This is a genomic window from Janthinobacterium sp. GW821-FHT03C10 (assembly GCF_059420865.1).
The window spans coordinates 380,741-395,959 of the sequence record NZ_JBWKUN010000006.1; the positions used below are offsets into that span (position 1 = coordinate 380,741).

12 protein-coding genes are annotated in these 15,219 nt (G+C 66.4%); 1 reads left to right on the forward strand and 11 read right to left on the reverse strand.

What is annotated here, in order from left to right; translation table 11 throughout:
* Positions 1–91: 91 nt before the first annotated feature.
* From AC07VH_RS21490 to AC07VH_RS21510, 5 genes are read right to left on the reverse strand one after another with little or no spacing between them, the layout of a single operon-like run.
* The gene (locus tag AC07VH_RS21490) at positions 92–1,393 is read right to left on the reverse strand and encodes a dihydroorotase (protein ID WP_494789170.1); all 1,302 of its coding nucleotides are present in this window, start codon (positions 1,391–1,393) and stop codon (positions 92–94) included.
* A gap of 24 nt (positions 1,394–1,417) precedes the next feature.
* The gene (locus AC07VH_RS21495; RefSeq protein ID WP_034746695.1) at positions 1,418–2,383 is read right to left on the reverse strand and encodes an aspartate carbamoyltransferase catalytic subunit; all 966 of its coding nucleotides are present in this window, start codon (positions 2,381–2,383) and stop codon (positions 1,418–1,420) included.
* A complete protein-coding gene (gene pyrR, locus AC07VH_RS21500) occupies positions 2,376–2,900 on the reverse strand; it encodes a bifunctional pyr operon transcriptional regulator/uracil phosphoribosyltransferase PyrR (protein WP_034746692.1) in 525 nt (174 codons plus the stop codon). The genes AC07VH_RS21495 and pyrR overlap by 8 nt, the downstream gene beginning before the upstream one ends.
* Before the next feature lie 39 nt (positions 2,901–2,939).
* Positions 2,940–3,338 (reverse strand): Holliday junction resolvase RuvX, encoded by a 399-nt coding sequence (ruvX, locus tag AC07VH_RS21505; RefSeq protein WP_230492103.1) that lies wholly within the window; start codon positions 3,336–3,338, stop codon positions 2,940–2,942.
* Positions 3,335–3,937, reverse strand: coding sequence for a YqgE/AlgH family protein (locus tag AC07VH_RS21510; protein ID WP_034746689.1), 603 nt, complete (start codon positions 3,935–3,937; stop codon positions 3,335–3,337). The genes ruvX and AC07VH_RS21510 overlap by 4 nt, the downstream gene beginning before the upstream one ends.
* A 386-nt stretch (positions 3,938–4,323) precedes the next feature.
* Between AC07VH_RS21510 and AC07VH_RS21515 the strand changes: the two genes are divergently transcribed.
* On the forward strand, positions 4,324–5,790 hold the full coding sequence (locus AC07VH_RS21515; protein ID WP_494789171.1) for a cryptochrome/photolyase family protein: 1,467 nt from the start codon (positions 4,324–4,326) through the stop codon (positions 5,788–5,790).
* 157 nt (positions 5,791–5,947) lie between these two features.
* On the opposite strand, the gene AC07VH_RS21520 is transcribed toward AC07VH_RS21515, so the two are convergent.
* The 6 genes from AC07VH_RS21520 to AC07VH_RS21545 all read right to left on the reverse strand — a co-directional run bounded on the left by AC07VH_RS21520 (position 5,948) and on the right by AC07VH_RS21545 (position 15,208).
* Positions 5,948–11,236 (reverse strand): hybrid sensor histidine kinase/response regulator, encoded by a 5,289-nt coding sequence (locus AC07VH_RS21520; RefSeq protein ID WP_494789172.1) that lies wholly within the window; start codon positions 11,234–11,236, stop codon positions 5,948–5,950.
* 41 nt (positions 11,237–11,277) lie between these two features.
* Positions 11,278–13,515: a methyl-accepting chemotaxis protein gene (locus tag AC07VH_RS21525; protein ID WP_494789173.1), complete on the reverse strand. Its 2,238-nt coding sequence runs from the start codon at positions 13,513–13,515 to the stop codon at positions 11,278–11,280.
* Positions 13,515–14,120 carry a chemotaxis protein CheW gene (locus tag AC07VH_RS21530; protein WP_475416114.1) on the reverse strand — a complete coding sequence of 202 codons (606 nt, stop codon included), beginning with the start codon at positions 14,118–14,120 and terminating at the stop codon, positions 13,515–13,517. The genes AC07VH_RS21525 and AC07VH_RS21530 overlap by 1 nt, the downstream gene beginning before the upstream one ends.
* 26 nt (positions 14,121–14,146) lie before the next feature.
* On the reverse strand, positions 14,147–14,512 hold the full coding sequence (locus tag AC07VH_RS21535; protein ID WP_070222135.1) for a response regulator transcription factor: 366 nt from the start codon (positions 14,510–14,512) through the stop codon (positions 14,147–14,149).
* A 36-nt stretch (positions 14,513–14,548) separates the two neighbouring features.
* Entirely contained in the window at positions 14,549–14,971 is a 423-nt protein-coding gene (locus AC07VH_RS21540; RefSeq protein WP_475416113.1) for a response regulator, read from the reverse strand.
* Positions 14,972–15,055: 84 nt separating this feature from the next.
* Positions 15,056–15,208, reverse strand: a complete 153-nt coding sequence (locus tag AC07VH_RS21545; RefSeq protein ID WP_010401308.1) for a rubredoxin — start codon at positions 15,206–15,208, stop codon at positions 15,056–15,058.
* Between the last annotated feature and the right edge of the window lie 11 nt (positions 15,209–15,219).

Genomic DNA, 15,219 nt, shown 5'->3' on the forward strand with positions numbered 1-15,219 from the left:
CGTGAGGCGCTGCGTAAGCCGACAGGAGCCGCCATGGGCTTGTCGGATTACGCGTACCGCTAATCCGACCTACGGCTCCGACACAAAAAATTTAACGCTGAAACGCCACGCGTCCGGCCACGATGGTCGCCTTGACGATGCCGCTCAGCTCATAGCCGAGGAAAGGCGTGTGCTTGCCCTGGCTGGCCAGCGAGGCCGACGACACGGTCCAGCGCGCGGCGGGATCGAAGACGCAGATGTCGGCCGCCTCGCCCACGGCCAGGCTGCCGGCCGGGATGCCGGCGACACGGGCCGCGTCGGACGTGACCTTGGCCACGGCGCGCGCCAGCGGACGCTCGCCCGCTTGCGGCTGGTTCAAGGCGTAGTCGTCGGCCCACTTCAGGGCCAGCGACAGCAGCAGTTCCAGGCCCGTGGCGCCGGGCGACGCTTCGCCGAACGGCAGCAGTTTTTCATCGTCGTCGACGGGCGTGTGGTCCGAGCACATGGCGTCGACCGTGCCATCGAGCAGGCCGGCGCGGATCGCGTCACGGTCGCGTTGGCTGCGGAACGGCGGCGTGACGCGCGCGTTCGGATCGAAGAAGCCGATGTCGGCGTCCGTCAGGTGCACGTGGTGCACGCCCACGTCGCAAGTGACGGGCAAGCCTTCGGCCTTGGCGGCGCGGATCAGTTCCAGGCCCGCCGCCGACGAGATGCGGCACAGGTGCACGCGCGCGCGGCTGGCGCGCATCAATTCAAAGATCGTGTGCAGCGCGATGGTCTCGGACATCACGGGCACGCCGGACAAGCCCAGGCGCGACGCCAGCGGGCCGCTGTGGGCGATGCCGCCACGGCCGATGTGCGGGTCTTGCGGGCGCAGCCAGACGGTGTAGCCGAAGGTGTTCGCATACTGCATGGCGCGCAGCAGCACGGTGGTGTCCTCGATCGGCTCTTCCGCCTGCGCGAAGCCGATGCAGCCCGCTTCCGTCAGTTCCGCCATTTCCGTCAGCGACTGGCCCTTCAAGCCCATGGTCAGCGCGCCCAGCGGGTGCACGTGGGCCTTGTTCTGCGTCTTGGCGCGGTATTTCAGCATTTCCACCAGGCCCGGCTCATCGAGCACGGGATCGGTGTCGGGCGGACACACCAGGCTCGTGACGCCGCCTTGCAGCGCCGCCTGCAGTTCCGATTCCAGGGTCGCCTTGTATTCGTAGCCCGGCTCGCGCAGGCGCGCGGACAGGTCAACCAGGCCGGGGGAAACCACCAGGCCGGCCGCGTCAAAGGTGGTGTCGGCCTTGAAGCCGGCCGGGGCGCTGCCCACGGCCAGCACCTTGCCGTCGGCGATGAACAGGTCTTGCAAGCCATCGATGCCGTTGGCAGGGTCGATCAGGTGGCCGTTCTTGATATGTAGTGTCGTCATGCTCGCTTACTCGTCCTTGGGCTATCAGCCCTGATTACCAGCCAAAATACTCATCACCGCCATGCGCACGGCGATACCGAACGTCACCTGCGGCAGGATCACCGCCTGCGGACCGTCGGCCACGGCCGAATCGATTTCCACGCCGCGGTTCATCGGGCCCGGATGCATGACGATGGCGTCCGGTTTCGCCAGCGCCAGGCGCTCGGGCGTGAGGCCATAGCTCTTGAAGTATTCCTGCGCCGACGGCAGCAGCGCGCCGCTCATGCGTTCATTCTGCAGGCGCAGCATGATGATCACGTCCACGCCTTTCAAGCCTTCATCCATGTTGGTGAAGGTGCGCACGCCCATCTGTTCCAGGCCGCCCGGCAGCAGGGTGTGCGGGCCGATGGCGCGCACTTCCGGCACGCCCAGGGTGGTCAGCGCATGGATGTCGGAACGCGCCACGCGGCTGTGCAGGATGTCGCCCACGATGGCCACCGTCAGGTTGGTGAAATCCTTCTTGTAGTGGCGGATCGTGTACATGTCGAGCAAGCCCTGGGTCGGGTGCGCGTGGCGACCGTCGCCCGCGTTGACCACGTGGACGTGCGGCTGTTTGGTGTCGATCAGGTGCTTGGCAATCAGATAGGGCGCGCCCGACTGCGCGTGGCGCACGACGAACATGTCGGCATGCATGGCCGACAGGTTGTCGATGGTGTCGAGCAGCGATTCGCCCTTGCTGGCCGACGAGGCCTGGATATTCAGGTTGATGACGTCGGCCGACAAACGCTTCGAGGCGATTTCGAAGGTGGTGCGGGTGCGCGTGGAGTTTTCAAAGAACAGGTTGAAAACGCTCTTGCCGCGCATCAGCGGCACCTTCTTCACGTCGCGGTCAGAGATGCCGACGAACGAGGAAGCGGTATCGAGAATGTGGTTGACGATAGACTTCGGCAAGCCTTCGATCGTCAGCAGATGTTGCAGTTCGCCGTGTTTATTCAGTTGCGGATTAAGCATGGTGGGTATCTATGGTGAGCGTGAATTTTCCATCGTCGGCTTGCTTCAGGACCAGGGCCTGGCCCGGCGGCACGGCTGTGAAGGCGGCCACGAAATCGGCGGCCACCGGCAACTGGCGTTCGCCGCGGTCGACCAGGGCCGCCAGCATGATCTTGGCCGGGCGGCCATAATCGAACAATTCGTTGATGGCCGCGCGCGTGGTGCGGCCCGTGTACAGCACGTCGTCGACCAGCAGGATGGTGGCGCCGGCCACGTCAAAGCTGATCTGCGTCGGCTTGACGTCCGCATGCAGGCCCTTCTGGGCGAAGTCGTCGCGGTAGAAGGACACGTCGAGCACGCCCAGGCGGTCAAGCAGGTTCAGGTCGCGCGCCAGGCGCTCGGCCAGCCAGGCGCCGCCCGAATGGATGCCGACGATGGCCACGTTGGGGATGCCCGCCAGGCCGCTCTGCACCTGTTGCAGCAAGACCCCGTACAGGGCCTCGGCGTCGAGTTGGGAAGGATTCGTAGGATGCGGCATAGAGTTCTTGATCATTCAGGGAGGAAGTCTAGGGTCAGATTAATAATTCGCGTCGAAATACTGTTGCAGGATGATGGCGGCGGCGCGGTCGTCGATGACTTCGCCGCGCTTGGCGGCGATGACGGCCGAGGAGTAACGTTCGTCGACCAGTTCCACCGGCAGGTTGAAGCGGCCATGCACCTGGTTGGCGAAACGGCGGCAGCGCGCGCTCATCTCGTGCTCCGTGCCGTCCGGGTGGCTGGGCAAGCCCACCACGATGCGGCTGGCGCCCCACTCCCTGATCAGGCTATCGATGGCGGCAAACTTCGGCTCGTTCGCCGTGGCCGTGATCACGCTGAGCGGCTTGGCCTGGCAAATCATGGTATTGCCGATGGCCACGCCGATGCGTTTCAAGCCGAAATCGAAGGCGAGGATGGTGTCGATGGCGTCACCGCTCATGCGTGGCCAGCCTCGCTGGCCAGCATCAGGGGATCGATGCCCAGCAGCTTGATGGCCGCCACGTAGCGCTGTTCGATGGGGAAATCGAACAGGATGTCGGCCGAGGCGCCCACCGTCAGCCAGCCGTTGCGGCCGATCTCGTCTTCCAGCTGGCCCGGGCTCCAGCCCGAGTAGCCGATCGAGACGAGCATGCGCTCGGGACCATCGCCCTTGGCGACGGCTTCGAGCACGTCGATCGAGGTGGTAAAGGCCACTTCATCGGTCACCGTCAGCGACGAGGAATAGCGCGCGCCCGGCGTATGCAGCACGAAACCGCGGTCGTCCTGCACCGGGCCGCCGAACATGATCGGCTCGTTGATGATGGGCGTGTCGCTGCCGGCCGCCAGTTTCAGGTCGATGCGGTCGAACAGCACTTCCATGGTCATGTCGGTGGGCTTGTTGATGACGACGCCCAGCACGCCGTTTTCATTGTGTTCGCACACGTACACGACCGTGCCGCCGAAGATCGGGTCTTGCATGGCCGGCATCGCAATCAGGAAATGGTTGGCCAGATTCAAGGTGGAGGAACCGGTCGCGGCCGGCTCTCCCACACCCTGCATCAGGCGATGTCCTGGTAGAGTCTGGTCGATTTTACTCTTTTTCATACGCGATGCTCTCTCTGTGGGCTTGCTGGCAAGTCTCGCTTAACCCGCTATCGTACGCCTGGCGCAAGCGGCCGCACATCCTGGGCGGCGCGCACCGTGTTACCAGGCGCTATTCTTGTTATGTTGTAAATTAATGGTCAATTCGCTATGCCTGCAGACGCATGTCAATGCCAATTGTAAAATTGATTGCAAAATCGCTGTCGCACATAAAGCACCATGAACATACCCGGTAGTTTACACTGAATTGCCGCCGCAGCGACGCCAAAGGCACGACGCGAGCGGCCATAAAGCCCTGTTGGCGGCAAAAAATCGCCTATCTTTGACCCTGAACACGCGAAATAATGAGAATCAAGACTTCCCTGGTGTGGTTCCGGCGCGATCTGCGCGCGTTTGACCATGCTGCACTGCATCACGCCCTGCGCCAGAGCCAGGCCGTACATTGCGTCTTCGTCTACGACACCGCCATCCTGGCAACGCTGCCGCGCCGCGACCGGCGGGTCGACTTCATCCATGCCAGCGTGGCCGAGCTGGCCCATGAGCTGCGCCAGCTGGGCGGCGACCTGATCGTGCTGCACGCGGACGCGGCCGAGGCCATCCCGCGCCTGGCCGCCGAATTGAACGCCGACGCCGTTTTTGCCAACCACGACTACGAACCGCAAGCGATCGCCCGCGACGCCACCGTGGCCGCCGCGCTCACGCGCGACGCGCGCCTGTGGTTCAGCTTCAAGGACCAGGTCATCTTTGAGAAGGACGAGGTGCTGACGCTGTCGGCCAAACCGTACACCGTCTACACGCCGTACAAAAATGCCTGGCTGAAGAAAATGCGCGCCGAACCCGGCTGCCTGGCGCCGTTCGCTATCGAACCGCATGCGGCCAGCCTGGCGCCGCCGCGCAATGGGGGGACGCCGGCGCCCCTGCCCACCTTGGGCGAACTGGGGTTCGAAGCGAGCAACCTGGCCGCACTGGCCATTCCCACCGGCATGTCGGGCGCCAGCACGCTGTTCGAGGATTTTTTGCCGCGCGTGGCCCGCTATGACGTGGCGCGCGATTTTCCCGCCCTGAAGGGGCCATCCTACCTGTCCATGCATCTGCGCTTCGGCACCGTGTCGCTGCGCTATCTGGTGCGCACCGTGGTCGACCTGATGGACCGGGGCGGCGGCGGCGATGGGGCGCCCGTGTGGCTGGCCGAACTGATCTGGCGCGATTTCTACGCCATGATTTTGTACCAGAACCCGCACGTGGAAGGCGGCGCCTTCAAACCGGCCTACGACGCCATCGCCTGGGAGACGGGCCCCGACGCCGATGCCGCCTTTGCCGCCTGGTGCGAGGGCCGCACCGGCTATCCGCTGGTCGACGCGGCCATGGCGCAGCTGAACCAGACGGGCTATATGCACAACCGTCTGCGCATGGTCACGGCCTGCTTCCTGATCAAGGATCTGGGCATCGACTGGCGCCGCGGCGAAGCGTATTTCGCGCTGCACCTGAACGACTTCGACCTGGCGTCGAACAACGGCGGCTGGCAGTGGGCGTCCTCGTCCGGCTGCGACGCCCAGCCCTACTTCCGCATCTTCAATCCCATCACGCAGTCGGAAAAATTCGACGCGGGCGGGCGCTTCATCCGCCGCTACCTGCCGCAGCTGAAGGCGCTGGGCGACAAGGAAATCCACGCGCCCTGGCTGGTGCCGCGCATGCTGCTCGAGCAAAAGAACATCATGCTGGGACGCGACTATCCGGAACCCATCGTGCAGCACGACGAGGCGCGCAAGGAGACCCTGGAGCGCTATGCGGTGGTGAAGGTGGCGGGGTAAGCAGGTAATTGATTGGCATTGCGGTGATGTCGGGTTACGCGCTGCGCGCTAACCCGACCTACCCGACATGCGCCATCGTGCAAGAGCGTAGGTCGGATTAGCGGGGCAAGGCCCCGCGTAATCCGACAACATCGTTAGCGCTTGTGAAGACGTCGGGTTACGCCACGCCGTCGGCCAGCAAGCGCCCCACCTCCGCCAGCAATTCCTCTTCCTGGAACGGCTTGCCGAAATACGCATTCACGCCCAGCTCGAATGCATGCGCGCGGTGCTTGTCGGCGCTGCGCGAGGTGATCATGATGACGGGGATGGCGCGCGTCTTGTCGTCGCTGCGCACATTGCGCGTCAAATCAAAACCGTCCATGCGCGGCATTTCCACGTCGACCAGCAGCAGGGCCGGCATGGCAGCCGCTTCCAGCGCATGCAGCTGCTCCAGCGCGTCGAGGCCATCCTTGGCCAGCAGCACCTGGTAGCCTTCGCGCTCGAACAGGCGCTGCATCACGCGGCGCACCGTCAGCGAATCGTCGACCACCATCACGCGCACGGCAGGCGCGGCCAGCGCGCTGGAAGCGGCATGCTGCTCGCTGCTGGCCAGCGCATACTGCGACAGCAGTTCCGGATGATGCTCGAGGTGCTGCGCCAGCGCCACCGGATTGAGGATCAGCACGATGTCGCCCGTGCCCAGCACCGTGGCGCCGGCGATGCCCGGCATGCGCGCCAGTTGCGGGCCCACGTGCTTGACCACGACTTCGCGGTTGCCCACCACGTCATCGACCTGCAAGGCCAGCCTGTCGTTGCCATTCCTGAGCAGCAGCACGGGCGCATGGCGCTGCGTGGCCTGCGCCGCCGGCGTCTCGCCCAGCATGGCCGACAGGTGATGCAGCGCCAGCGACTGCCCGTGCGACTCGATGCGCCCGGCCGCCCGCACCTGCTCCAGCTGTTCGCCTTTCAGGTGCAGCACCTGCTCCACCAGCACCGATGGCAAGGCATACGTCTTGCCGTTCGCCGCCAGCAGCACCACTTGCGTGACGGCCAGGGTCAGCGGCAGGTGGATGGTGAAGCGCATGCCCAGGCCCGCCTGCGTCAGCGTTTCCACGCGCCCGCCCAGGGCCAGCGCTTCGGAGCGCACGATGTCCATGCCAACACCGCGCCCTGCCAGTTCCGTCAGGCTGTCGGCGGTGGAAAAGCCCGGCGTGAAAATCAGTTCGGCCGCCTGCGCGTCGGTCAGCGGCGCATCCGTCGCCACCAGGCCGGCGCCGTGCGCCTTGGCGCGGATGCGTTCCAGGTCCAGTCCCGCGCCATCGTCGGAAAAAGCGATCGCCACTTCATTGCCCTGCTGGCTGACCTGCACCAGCAGCTCGCCCGTCTCGCTCTTGCCAGCAAGCAGGCGCGCATCGCGCGGCTCGACGCCGTGCACGATGGCATTGCGCAGCAGGTGTTCGAAGGGCGCGGCCATGCGTTCGAGCACGCTGCGGTCGATTTCCACGCCGCCGCCGCGGATGTCGAGGTTGACCCGCTTGTCGACTTCCTTGGCGCTTTGCCGCGCCACGCGGAACAGGCGTTCGGCGATGCTGGCAAACGGCACCATGCGGATCTGCATCAGGTCGCGCTGCAGCTCACGCGTCAGGCGCGCCTGCAGCACCAGATCGTCCGTCACCGCATCGACGCTGTGGCTGAGGTTTTCGTGGAACGAAGCCACGTCGTTGACGCTTTCGGCCATCATGCGCGTGAGTTCCTGCAGGCGCGTAAAGCGGTCGAATTCGAGCGGGTCGAATTCGCGCTCGCTGCCGACGGCCATACGCGAGGCGATCTGCGATTCGGCCTGCATTTCCACTTCGCGCAACTGGCGCCGCAGGCGCGCCAGGTTGTCGGAAAACTCGGACAGCGAAGCGCCCAGCACGCCCACTTCATTTTCCATCTTCGAGCGCGTGATCGACACTTCGCCGGCCTGGTTCACCAGGCGGTCGAGGATATCGGCGCGCACGCGCACCAGCGCCGCCTTCGGTTCGGTCACCGGCGTGTCTTCCATGCCCGGCAAGGGCAGCAAGGGCTGCTGCAACTGCTCGAACAGGTGCAGCGCATGGTCGTAGTGGGCCAGCAATTCCTCGAAGGCTTGCGGCGTGGCGGTGCCCGCGTGCAGCATGTTTTCGATATGCGTCTCGATTTCATGCGCATGCTGGCCCAGGCGCATGGCGCCGGCCATGCGCGCGCTGCCCTTGACGGTGTGCAGGGTGCGCAGCAGCATCTGCGCCTGGCCGCTGTCGTGCGGCTGCTGCTGCCAGCTGCGCAGCGCCTCGCCGATCTGCGGCAGCAGGTCGGCGCCCTCTTCCAGGAAGACGGACAACAGATCGAGGTCAAGTTCATCGCTGATGCCGGCGCTCGCCGCCAGCAGCGCGGCCGCATCGGCCGGCATGATGGCGGGCGCCGGCGCTTCCGGCGCCGCATGCTCCAGCGGCGGCGCGTGCTCGAAGCCGGCGTCGAACAGGTCGTCGCTGGCGCCGCTGTCCTGCGCCGGTTGCGGCGCCGGCACTTCGGCGGCCTCCGGCTGCAGCGCGTCGGCGACGATGCTCGCATACGTCGCCTCGAACAGGGTCTCGAGCTGCGGTACAGGGACTTCGGAAAGCGGCGCGGCGGGCTGCGCCGGCGCGCCGACGATGCTGGCGTAAGCGGCCGCAAACAGGGCGTCGAGCCGGTCTTCCCGGCTCTCGCCGGGCGGCGCCGTCAAGGCGCGCCACAGGGTGTTGAGCGCTTCGATCATGTCCGGCTGCGATGGCGCCAGGTCGCCCAGCGCGAACGCCTGCAGCATTTGCCCGATGCGCTGCGTGGCCTGCTCCAGCACGTCGTGCTGGGCTTCCTGCAGGCCGGCCAGCGGCGGCACCACCGTTTCGATCACCGTCTCGAGCGCGTGCGTCAGGTCGCGCAGGGACTGGAAGCCGACCGTGCCGGACGTCCCGGCCAGCGTATGCACGGCTTGCAGCGCCTCCGCGCTGACGGCGCGCTGTTCATGGCGCCACTCGCCGAAGTCGCGCGTCAGCACGCGCAGCAATTCATCCGTCTCGGCCAGGTAGATGTTGTACAAGGGTAGGCTGATGCGCAGTTCGCCCACGTGCTTGAGGTGATCGTCAGGCGCTTCGTGCAGCGCGGGCGCCGTGGCCAAGGGAAGTCCGATCACATTGCCATTGCTGGCCATGGGCGCGGCCGATGCCGGGCGAGGCTTGCGCAGTTCGAACGGTCCGCCTTCGCGCACGCGCTCGGCCGCCGCCAGCAGCATGCCGGCCTCGCGCTCGCGCCCCGCGCCGCCTTCCAGTTCGGCCACCCATTCGCTGAGCTGGTACCAGCCGTAATTGAGCAAGGTAAACAAGTCGTCGCTGACGGGGCGCGCCTCGGCCAGCCAGGTATTCATGACGCGCTCGACGGCGCCGGCCGCTTCGGCAAACTGCGCCAGGCCGATCATGCGGCTGCTGCCTTTCAGCGTATGGAACGAGCGGCGCAGCATGGCCAGGTGGTCGCCGCTGGCGGCCTGCTCGCGCGGCAGGGCCAGCGTGGTGTCGACAAAGGCCAGCACTTCGCGCGCTTCGGCGATGAAGATGTCGAGCATCTGCGCGTCAACGTCGGTCACCGCCGGCGCGGTATCCATGCCGGCAGGCGCGGCGGGTGCCAGCGCCTGGTCGAGCAAGGGCACGGCGCCGGCGGCGGCGACTTTTTCAAATGGCAGGGCGCGGAAGGTGCCGGCGGCCGCATCGAAATGGAAACGCCCGCTGGCCGCCTGTGCGTTACGGCCCAGCATATCGACAAAAAAGCCCAGCGCGCTGACATTTTGCGCGATCTCGTCGAGCGCCGCGGCGTGCGACTCCGCATTGGCGTGCGCATCGGTGTCGCCGCCGGCCAGCTGCCGCACGGCCGCATCGACCTGCAGCACGGCGGCGCGTGCGTCGTCCTGTTCCAGTCCGGCCAGCTGCCGCTGCAACTGCTCCAGCACGGGCGCGACGCCATCGAGTGCCCCCGCCGTCCCCGCACCCGCTGCATCCGCGTAGTAGGCGTTGAGCACCTTTTCCACCTGGCGCAGCCCTGCCTTCATGTCCTCGGCCAGCGCGGCCACGGTCTGGCCCTGCTCAATCTGGCGCGACAGTTCTCCCGCCGTGACGGGCGGCGGCGCTTCGCCGGCCAGCAGCGCCTGCAGGCGCGCGGCGATGGTTTCCGCATTGCCGGCGAAATCGTCGGGCAGGCGGCGCAGCTGCGCCAGGCCCGTGTCGGCAAACAGCAGGGCCATGCCGATTTCATTTTCCAGGGCCGCGCTGCGCCCGCTGGTGACGGCTTGCCGCGCCACGGCCGCGCACTCGCGCAGCAGGCTGGCCAGGGCCGGCTGCTTCAGGGTCTCCACATGTGCCGCCACCTGTTGCAGCGACGCGTCAAACTCCGTGCCCAGGACTGGATCGAGGTCGGCTTGCGCCAGGCGGCCCCAGCTGGCGCGCGCCTGCGCCAGGGCCGTGCGGGCGCCTTGCCAGGCATCCTGGTCGATCTGGCCGTAGCGCCGCGCTTCCACGTCGGCGGGCAGCATGCCGTCCAGGGCGAACGCGGTGCGCAGCTGGCGTGCCTCCGGCGTCGGTTCGCGTGCGGCGGCGATGAAGAACAGGGCGTCGCGCAGCATCGCTTCGGGCAGGCTGGCCGTGCCCTGCGCCAGGCGGCGCAATTGCAGGTTGATCAGGCCGAACAGCTGTTTAACGTTGAGCGTGCCCATGCCCTCGCCGCTGGCCGCCAGCCCCGCGAACGCCTGCATGGCGAACCAGAAGGTGCGCGCCGGCGCTTCCTGCTGCGCGTCGGCCACCAGGGTCAAGGTGGCGTGCAGGTCGCCCGCGTGCTGGCGCCGCGCCGCGTCATCCTGCGCCTTCAGGAAGGGCAGCAGGGATTTTTCAAAGCGTCCGCGCCAGGCAGGATAGTCCGCCACGGGCGGCGTGTCGGCCAGCGCGATGGCCTGCCCTTCCAGCATCGCGGAGGGCGGGAAAAACAGGTCGGCCGGGTGGATGCGCTCGGCGCCCAGCATGGTTTGCAGGTCGCGGTAATAGGGGAACAAGCGCGCCGGCTGCGGCGGCGTGCCGGCCACCAGGTCTTCCAGGTATTCGGTCAATGCCTGATACAGCCCGGCGACGACTTGCGCATGGTCCAGCGTGTATTCGAGGCTGCCGTCGCGAAAGCGCGCCAGCGCCCGTTCCGCGCCGTCCGTCAGCAGGCCGACGCCGGCCACGTCCACCATCATCAGCGCGCCATGCGCCTGGTGCAGGTGCGAGCGCGCGTGCTGCAGGGCCGTGGCGCGTTCCTCGCGCTCGCGGCCGCCCGCCTCGAACAGGGCTGTTTTCGAGCGGCCCAGGGCTTCGCGGATTTCCACCATCACCCACGACAAAGGTTCGCTGTCGAATGGCTTGGACTGCTGTGGACTATCAGGTGTGCTCATGCATGCCTCGGTAAGGAATTCGCCCTGGACTGGCGCGGCGTTCAGGCGGCGACGCGGAAGCGCGACACCGAATTTTTCAGTTCCTGCGCCAGCATCGAGAGTTTATGGATCGATTGCGCCGTTTGCTGCGTGCCATCCTGGGTCTGCTCCGTCACGCTCAGGATATGCTGGATATTCAAGGCCACGCCGCTGGCCGAACCGGCCTGCGTGCCGGTGGCGAACGAGATGCCCTGGATCAGTTCGGCCAGGTGCTTCGACACCTGGCTGATGTCGTTCAAGGCGGCGCCGGCCGCGTCGGACAGGCGCGCGCCCTCGACCACGCCCTGCGTGGACGTTTCCATCGCCCGCGTCGCATCCTGGGTGTCGGCCTGGATGGTGCGCACCAGCGCGCCGATCTGCTTGGCGGCCGCCGCCGAGCGTTCGGCCAGGCGCTGCACCTCCTCGGCGACGACGGAAAAGCCGCGCCCCGCCTCGCCGGCCGATGCGGCCTGGATGGCGGCGTTCAGCGCCAGCACGTTGGTCTGCTCGGTGATGTCGGAAATGAGTTCGGTGATTTCACCGATTTCCTGCGACGATTCGCCCAGGCGCTTGATGCGCTTCGAGGTATCCTGGATCTGCTCGCGGATTTCATGCATGCCCTTGATGGCGTTTTCCACCGCCGTCGAACCCTGCTGCGCCGCCGCCACCGACTGGCGCGCCACATCGGCCGAGACGCTGGCCGACTTCGACACGTCGGTAATCGCATTGGCCATCTTGACCACGGTGGCGCTGACGCCCTGGATTTCGCGCGACTGCTGCTGCGATGCGATCAGCAGCTTGCTGGAGATGCTTTGCGCCTGCGTCGAGGCACGGTTGACCTGTTCGGCCGTCGCCGTCACCCTCCCCACCAGGCCGCGCAATTCCTCGACCGTGTAGTTGACGGAATCGGCGATGGCGCCCGTGATGTCTTCCGACACGGTGGCCTGTACCGTCAGGTCGCCATCGGCGACCTTCTGCAATTCGTTCATCAGGCGCAGGATGGCCGCCTGGTTCTGCTCATTCCTGGCCTTCGCCGCTTCCTCTTTTTCCTGCGACTGGAGGCGCAGGATTTCCGCTTCCTGGCGCCGCCGCTCGGCGTCGCGCGTGCGGTTGACGGAGTCCTGCAGCAGCACGCGGCCGATGCCGGCGGCCGCGATCAGGGTCAGCAACACGCCGCCGACCATCATCCAGAAGGCGACGCCCAGGGTTTCCTGGTTCACGTGGTACATCTGCTGCAGCAGGGTCAAACGCTGGCGCAGGTCTTCGTTCTCGTTGAAGATCAGCTGTTCGGCGCTTTTCGCGGAGCTGAATTTGTCGAGCCGGTCGAGTATCGACGACACCAGCTTCTGGTAAGTGTCGAAACTGGCCTTCAGCGCCACCAGCCGGTCGCGCAATTCGGCGTCGCGCGTGGGCGTCAGTTGCAGCGACACGCTGCCATTCAACAGGCCTTCGACGGCAGTACGGAAATACGTCGTGTCGCGCCCCAGCGAAAACGCCGTTTCCGAGCTGATGCTGCCTGACGACAGGAACTCGCTGGCGCTGCGGCTCATGCGCTGGCTCAGCATCATCAGGCGGCCGATGACGGCCAGATCGCGCGCATTGCCGCCGCGCTGCACCTTCAGCGCCGCGACTTCCTCGGTCTGCGCCAGCAGCGCCGGCGACAGCGCGTTCAATTGCTGCAAGGTCCTGTCGAATTCGCCCAGCTCCGTTTTCAGGCGCAGGATGGTGCTGGCCGCACGGTCGCTGCTGGCCCACTTCTTGCGCGCGTCGGCCACGGCCGCCAGCAGGGCGGAACGCGACTCGCCGATATCGCGCCCGTGATACGTCCCGCCGCGCAGCATCAGGCGGAAATCCTGGTTCAGTTCATTGCGGCTTTCCTCGAGCTGGCGGAAGGCTTCCGGATTGCCTTGCACGGCGTTCGGCGCGGCCTTGCCGATGCGCTGCGAATGCATCAGCGCATCGCTGGCCAGCTGCGTCTGCGCCGAGGCGATATTGCCGCTGCGCGTATTGAGGCCGACGAACAGCAGACTGGCGGCCAGGCTCAGGGCCATCACCGTCGACAGGATGCTCAGCTGCTTTTGCAGCGGAAAATGGCCGATCAGCGGCAGCTTCCAGTCCCCGGCCGGCGCGCTGGCCAGCGACTTGCGCCGCCCCAGCGCGTCGCGCAGGCGCAGCGGCAGGTCGGCCGCAGATGCCGGCTCCCCGGGCGCGTGCTCCGCTTCGGGCATGCCGGCCGCCAGGATGGGAGAATGGGCGCCCATCAGCAAATGTCCTTGTGGAGGGCCGGGCCGCCAAAACCGGCATCGAGGAAGCGTTCCGCTTGCGCCAGCTGCGCCAGGTCCAGGCGCAGCCATTGCTGCCCTTCGCTGTCGCGCAGCGCCTGCGCCGCCCACGACGGCGGGGCATCCGGCAAGGAGACGGGCTGCATCGCGCGCAGCTGGCGCAAGCCCAGCACGCGCTCGACCAGCAATGCGCAATTGAGGCCCAGGCGGGGTGAAAACGTGATGATGCGGCAGTGATTGCCGGGCGCGCAAGCCGGTTCGCCCATGTAGCGGGCCAGGTCGACGACCCCCGTCAGGCGTCCGCGCATGGCCGCCAGGCCCAGGTACCAGTCCTGCGCCAACGGCACGCCCTGGATCTGCACACCGGCGGCAATGACGATTTCACCGAGCTGCGTCAGGTCGAGCAGGCAGGGGCGGCCACCGAGCATCACGCCCAGTTCCTTGCGCGCCGCCAGTGCGCCGCTGCGCGCTGCCTGTATCCGCTCGATCAATTGCAGCTGGTACTGGCGCAAGCGCCCCTGCCGCGCGCCCGCCTCAAAAGATGGCATGGCGGCAGCGGCAGGCGGAAAGGCCGCTGTGGACACGCCGTGACCTGGCATCGTGTGCATGCTCAGGAAAGCGCGGCGATCTTGGCCAGCAGCTCGGCTTCCACCACCGGCTTGACCAGGTAATCGCGCGCGCCCTGGCGCAAGCCCCAGATGCGGTCCGTTTCCTGGCTCTTGCTGGAGCAGATAATCACCGGCACGTCCTGCAGTTCGGGATCGCGCGCGATGGCGCGCGTGATCTGGAAGCCATTCGCACCGGGCATCACCACGTCCATCAGGATCAGGTCGGGCCTGGCCTCTTTGAGTTGCGCCAGCGCGTCGGCGCCGTCCTGCGCCGTGAGGACGGCATAACCGGCACGCACCAGCATCTCGCTCAGGTAGTAGCGTTCTGTCGGCGAGTCATCGACGATCAGAATTGTGTGTATGGCCATCTGCTTCCTTGCTGCGTTGTCAATCAATAAAAACACTTACTCAAAATGCCCAGCCAGGTGCAGCCGCACGGCCTCCAGCAGCGCCTCGCGCGCCAGCGGCTTGGCCAGGCAGGCGCTGGCGCCTGCCATGGCGCCGCGCGCGCGGTCGAACAAGCCTTCCTTCGACGACAGCATCAGCACCGGCGTGGCGCGATACGCCGCGCTGGCCTTGATCAGCGCACAGGTGCGGTAGCCGTCCAGGCGCGGCATCACGATGTCGCACACGATCAGCGCCGGCTGGCAGTCGGCGATCTTGGCCAGGGCCTCGAAGCCGTTTTCCGCCACCACCACGCGGTAACCGGCCTCGCCCAATATCTTTGCGGCCGCGCTGCGTATCGTCGCGCTGTCGTCGATGACGAGTATCGTGGCGCTGGCGCACACGGCACCGGACGGCGCCTCGGGCGGGAAGGGACGCGTCATGTGATTATTCGACAATCTTTCATACCATAGCACAGGCGGCCGCGATACCTACGTGCGGCAGCGGCATCCCGTGGACCTGATTGACTACAGCGCCACCATCTCGAAATCATCCTTGCGCGCACCGCATTCAGGGCAGGTCCAGTTCATCGGAACATCGGCCCAACGCGTGCCCGGAGCGATGTCTTCGTCGGGCAAGCCGGCCGCTTCATCATAAACCCAGCCGCAAATAAGACACATCCACGTTTGGA

Coding starts and splice junctions, on each gene's coding strand:
- AC07VH_RS21490 (WP_494789170.1), bottom strand. CDS start 1,393: ATGACGACACTACATATCAAGAACGGCCACCTGATCGACCCTGCCAAC.
- AC07VH_RS21495 (WP_034746695.1), bottom strand. CDS start 2,383: ATGCTTAATCCGCAACTGAATAAACACGGCGAACTGCAACATCTGCTG.
- pyrR (WP_034746692.1), bottom strand. CDS start 2,900: ATGCCGCATCCTACGAATCCTTCCCAACTCGACGCCGAGGCCCTGTAC.
- ruvX (WP_230492103.1), bottom strand. CDS start 3,338: ATGAGCGGTGACGCCATCGACACCATCCTCGCCTTCGATTTCGGCTTG.
- AC07VH_RS21510 (WP_034746689.1), bottom strand. CDS start 3,937: ATGCAGGGTGTGGGAGAGCCGGCCGCGACCGGTTCCTCCACCTTGAAT.
- AC07VH_RS21515 (WP_494789171.1), top strand. CDS start 4,324: ATGAGAATCAAGACTTCCCTGGTGTGGTTCCGGCGCGATCTGCGCGCG.
- AC07VH_RS21520 (WP_494789172.1), bottom strand. CDS start 11,236: ATGAGCACACCTGATAGTCCACAGCAGTCCAAGCCATTCGACAGCGAA.
- AC07VH_RS21525 (WP_494789173.1), bottom strand. CDS start 13,515: ATGGGCGCCCATTCTCCCATCCTGGCGGCCGGCATGCCCGAAGCGGAG.
- AC07VH_RS21535 (WP_070222135.1), bottom strand. CDS start 14,512: ATGGCCATACACACAATTCTGATCGTCGATGACTCGCCGACAGAACGC.
- AC07VH_RS21540 (WP_475416113.1), bottom strand. CDS start 14,971: ATGACGCGTCCCTTCCCGCCCGAGGCGCCGTCCGGTGCCGTGTGCGCC.
- AC07VH_RS21545 (WP_010401308.1), bottom strand. CDS start 15,208: ATGTGTCTTATTTGCGGCTGGGTTTATGATGAAGCGGCCGGCTTGCCC.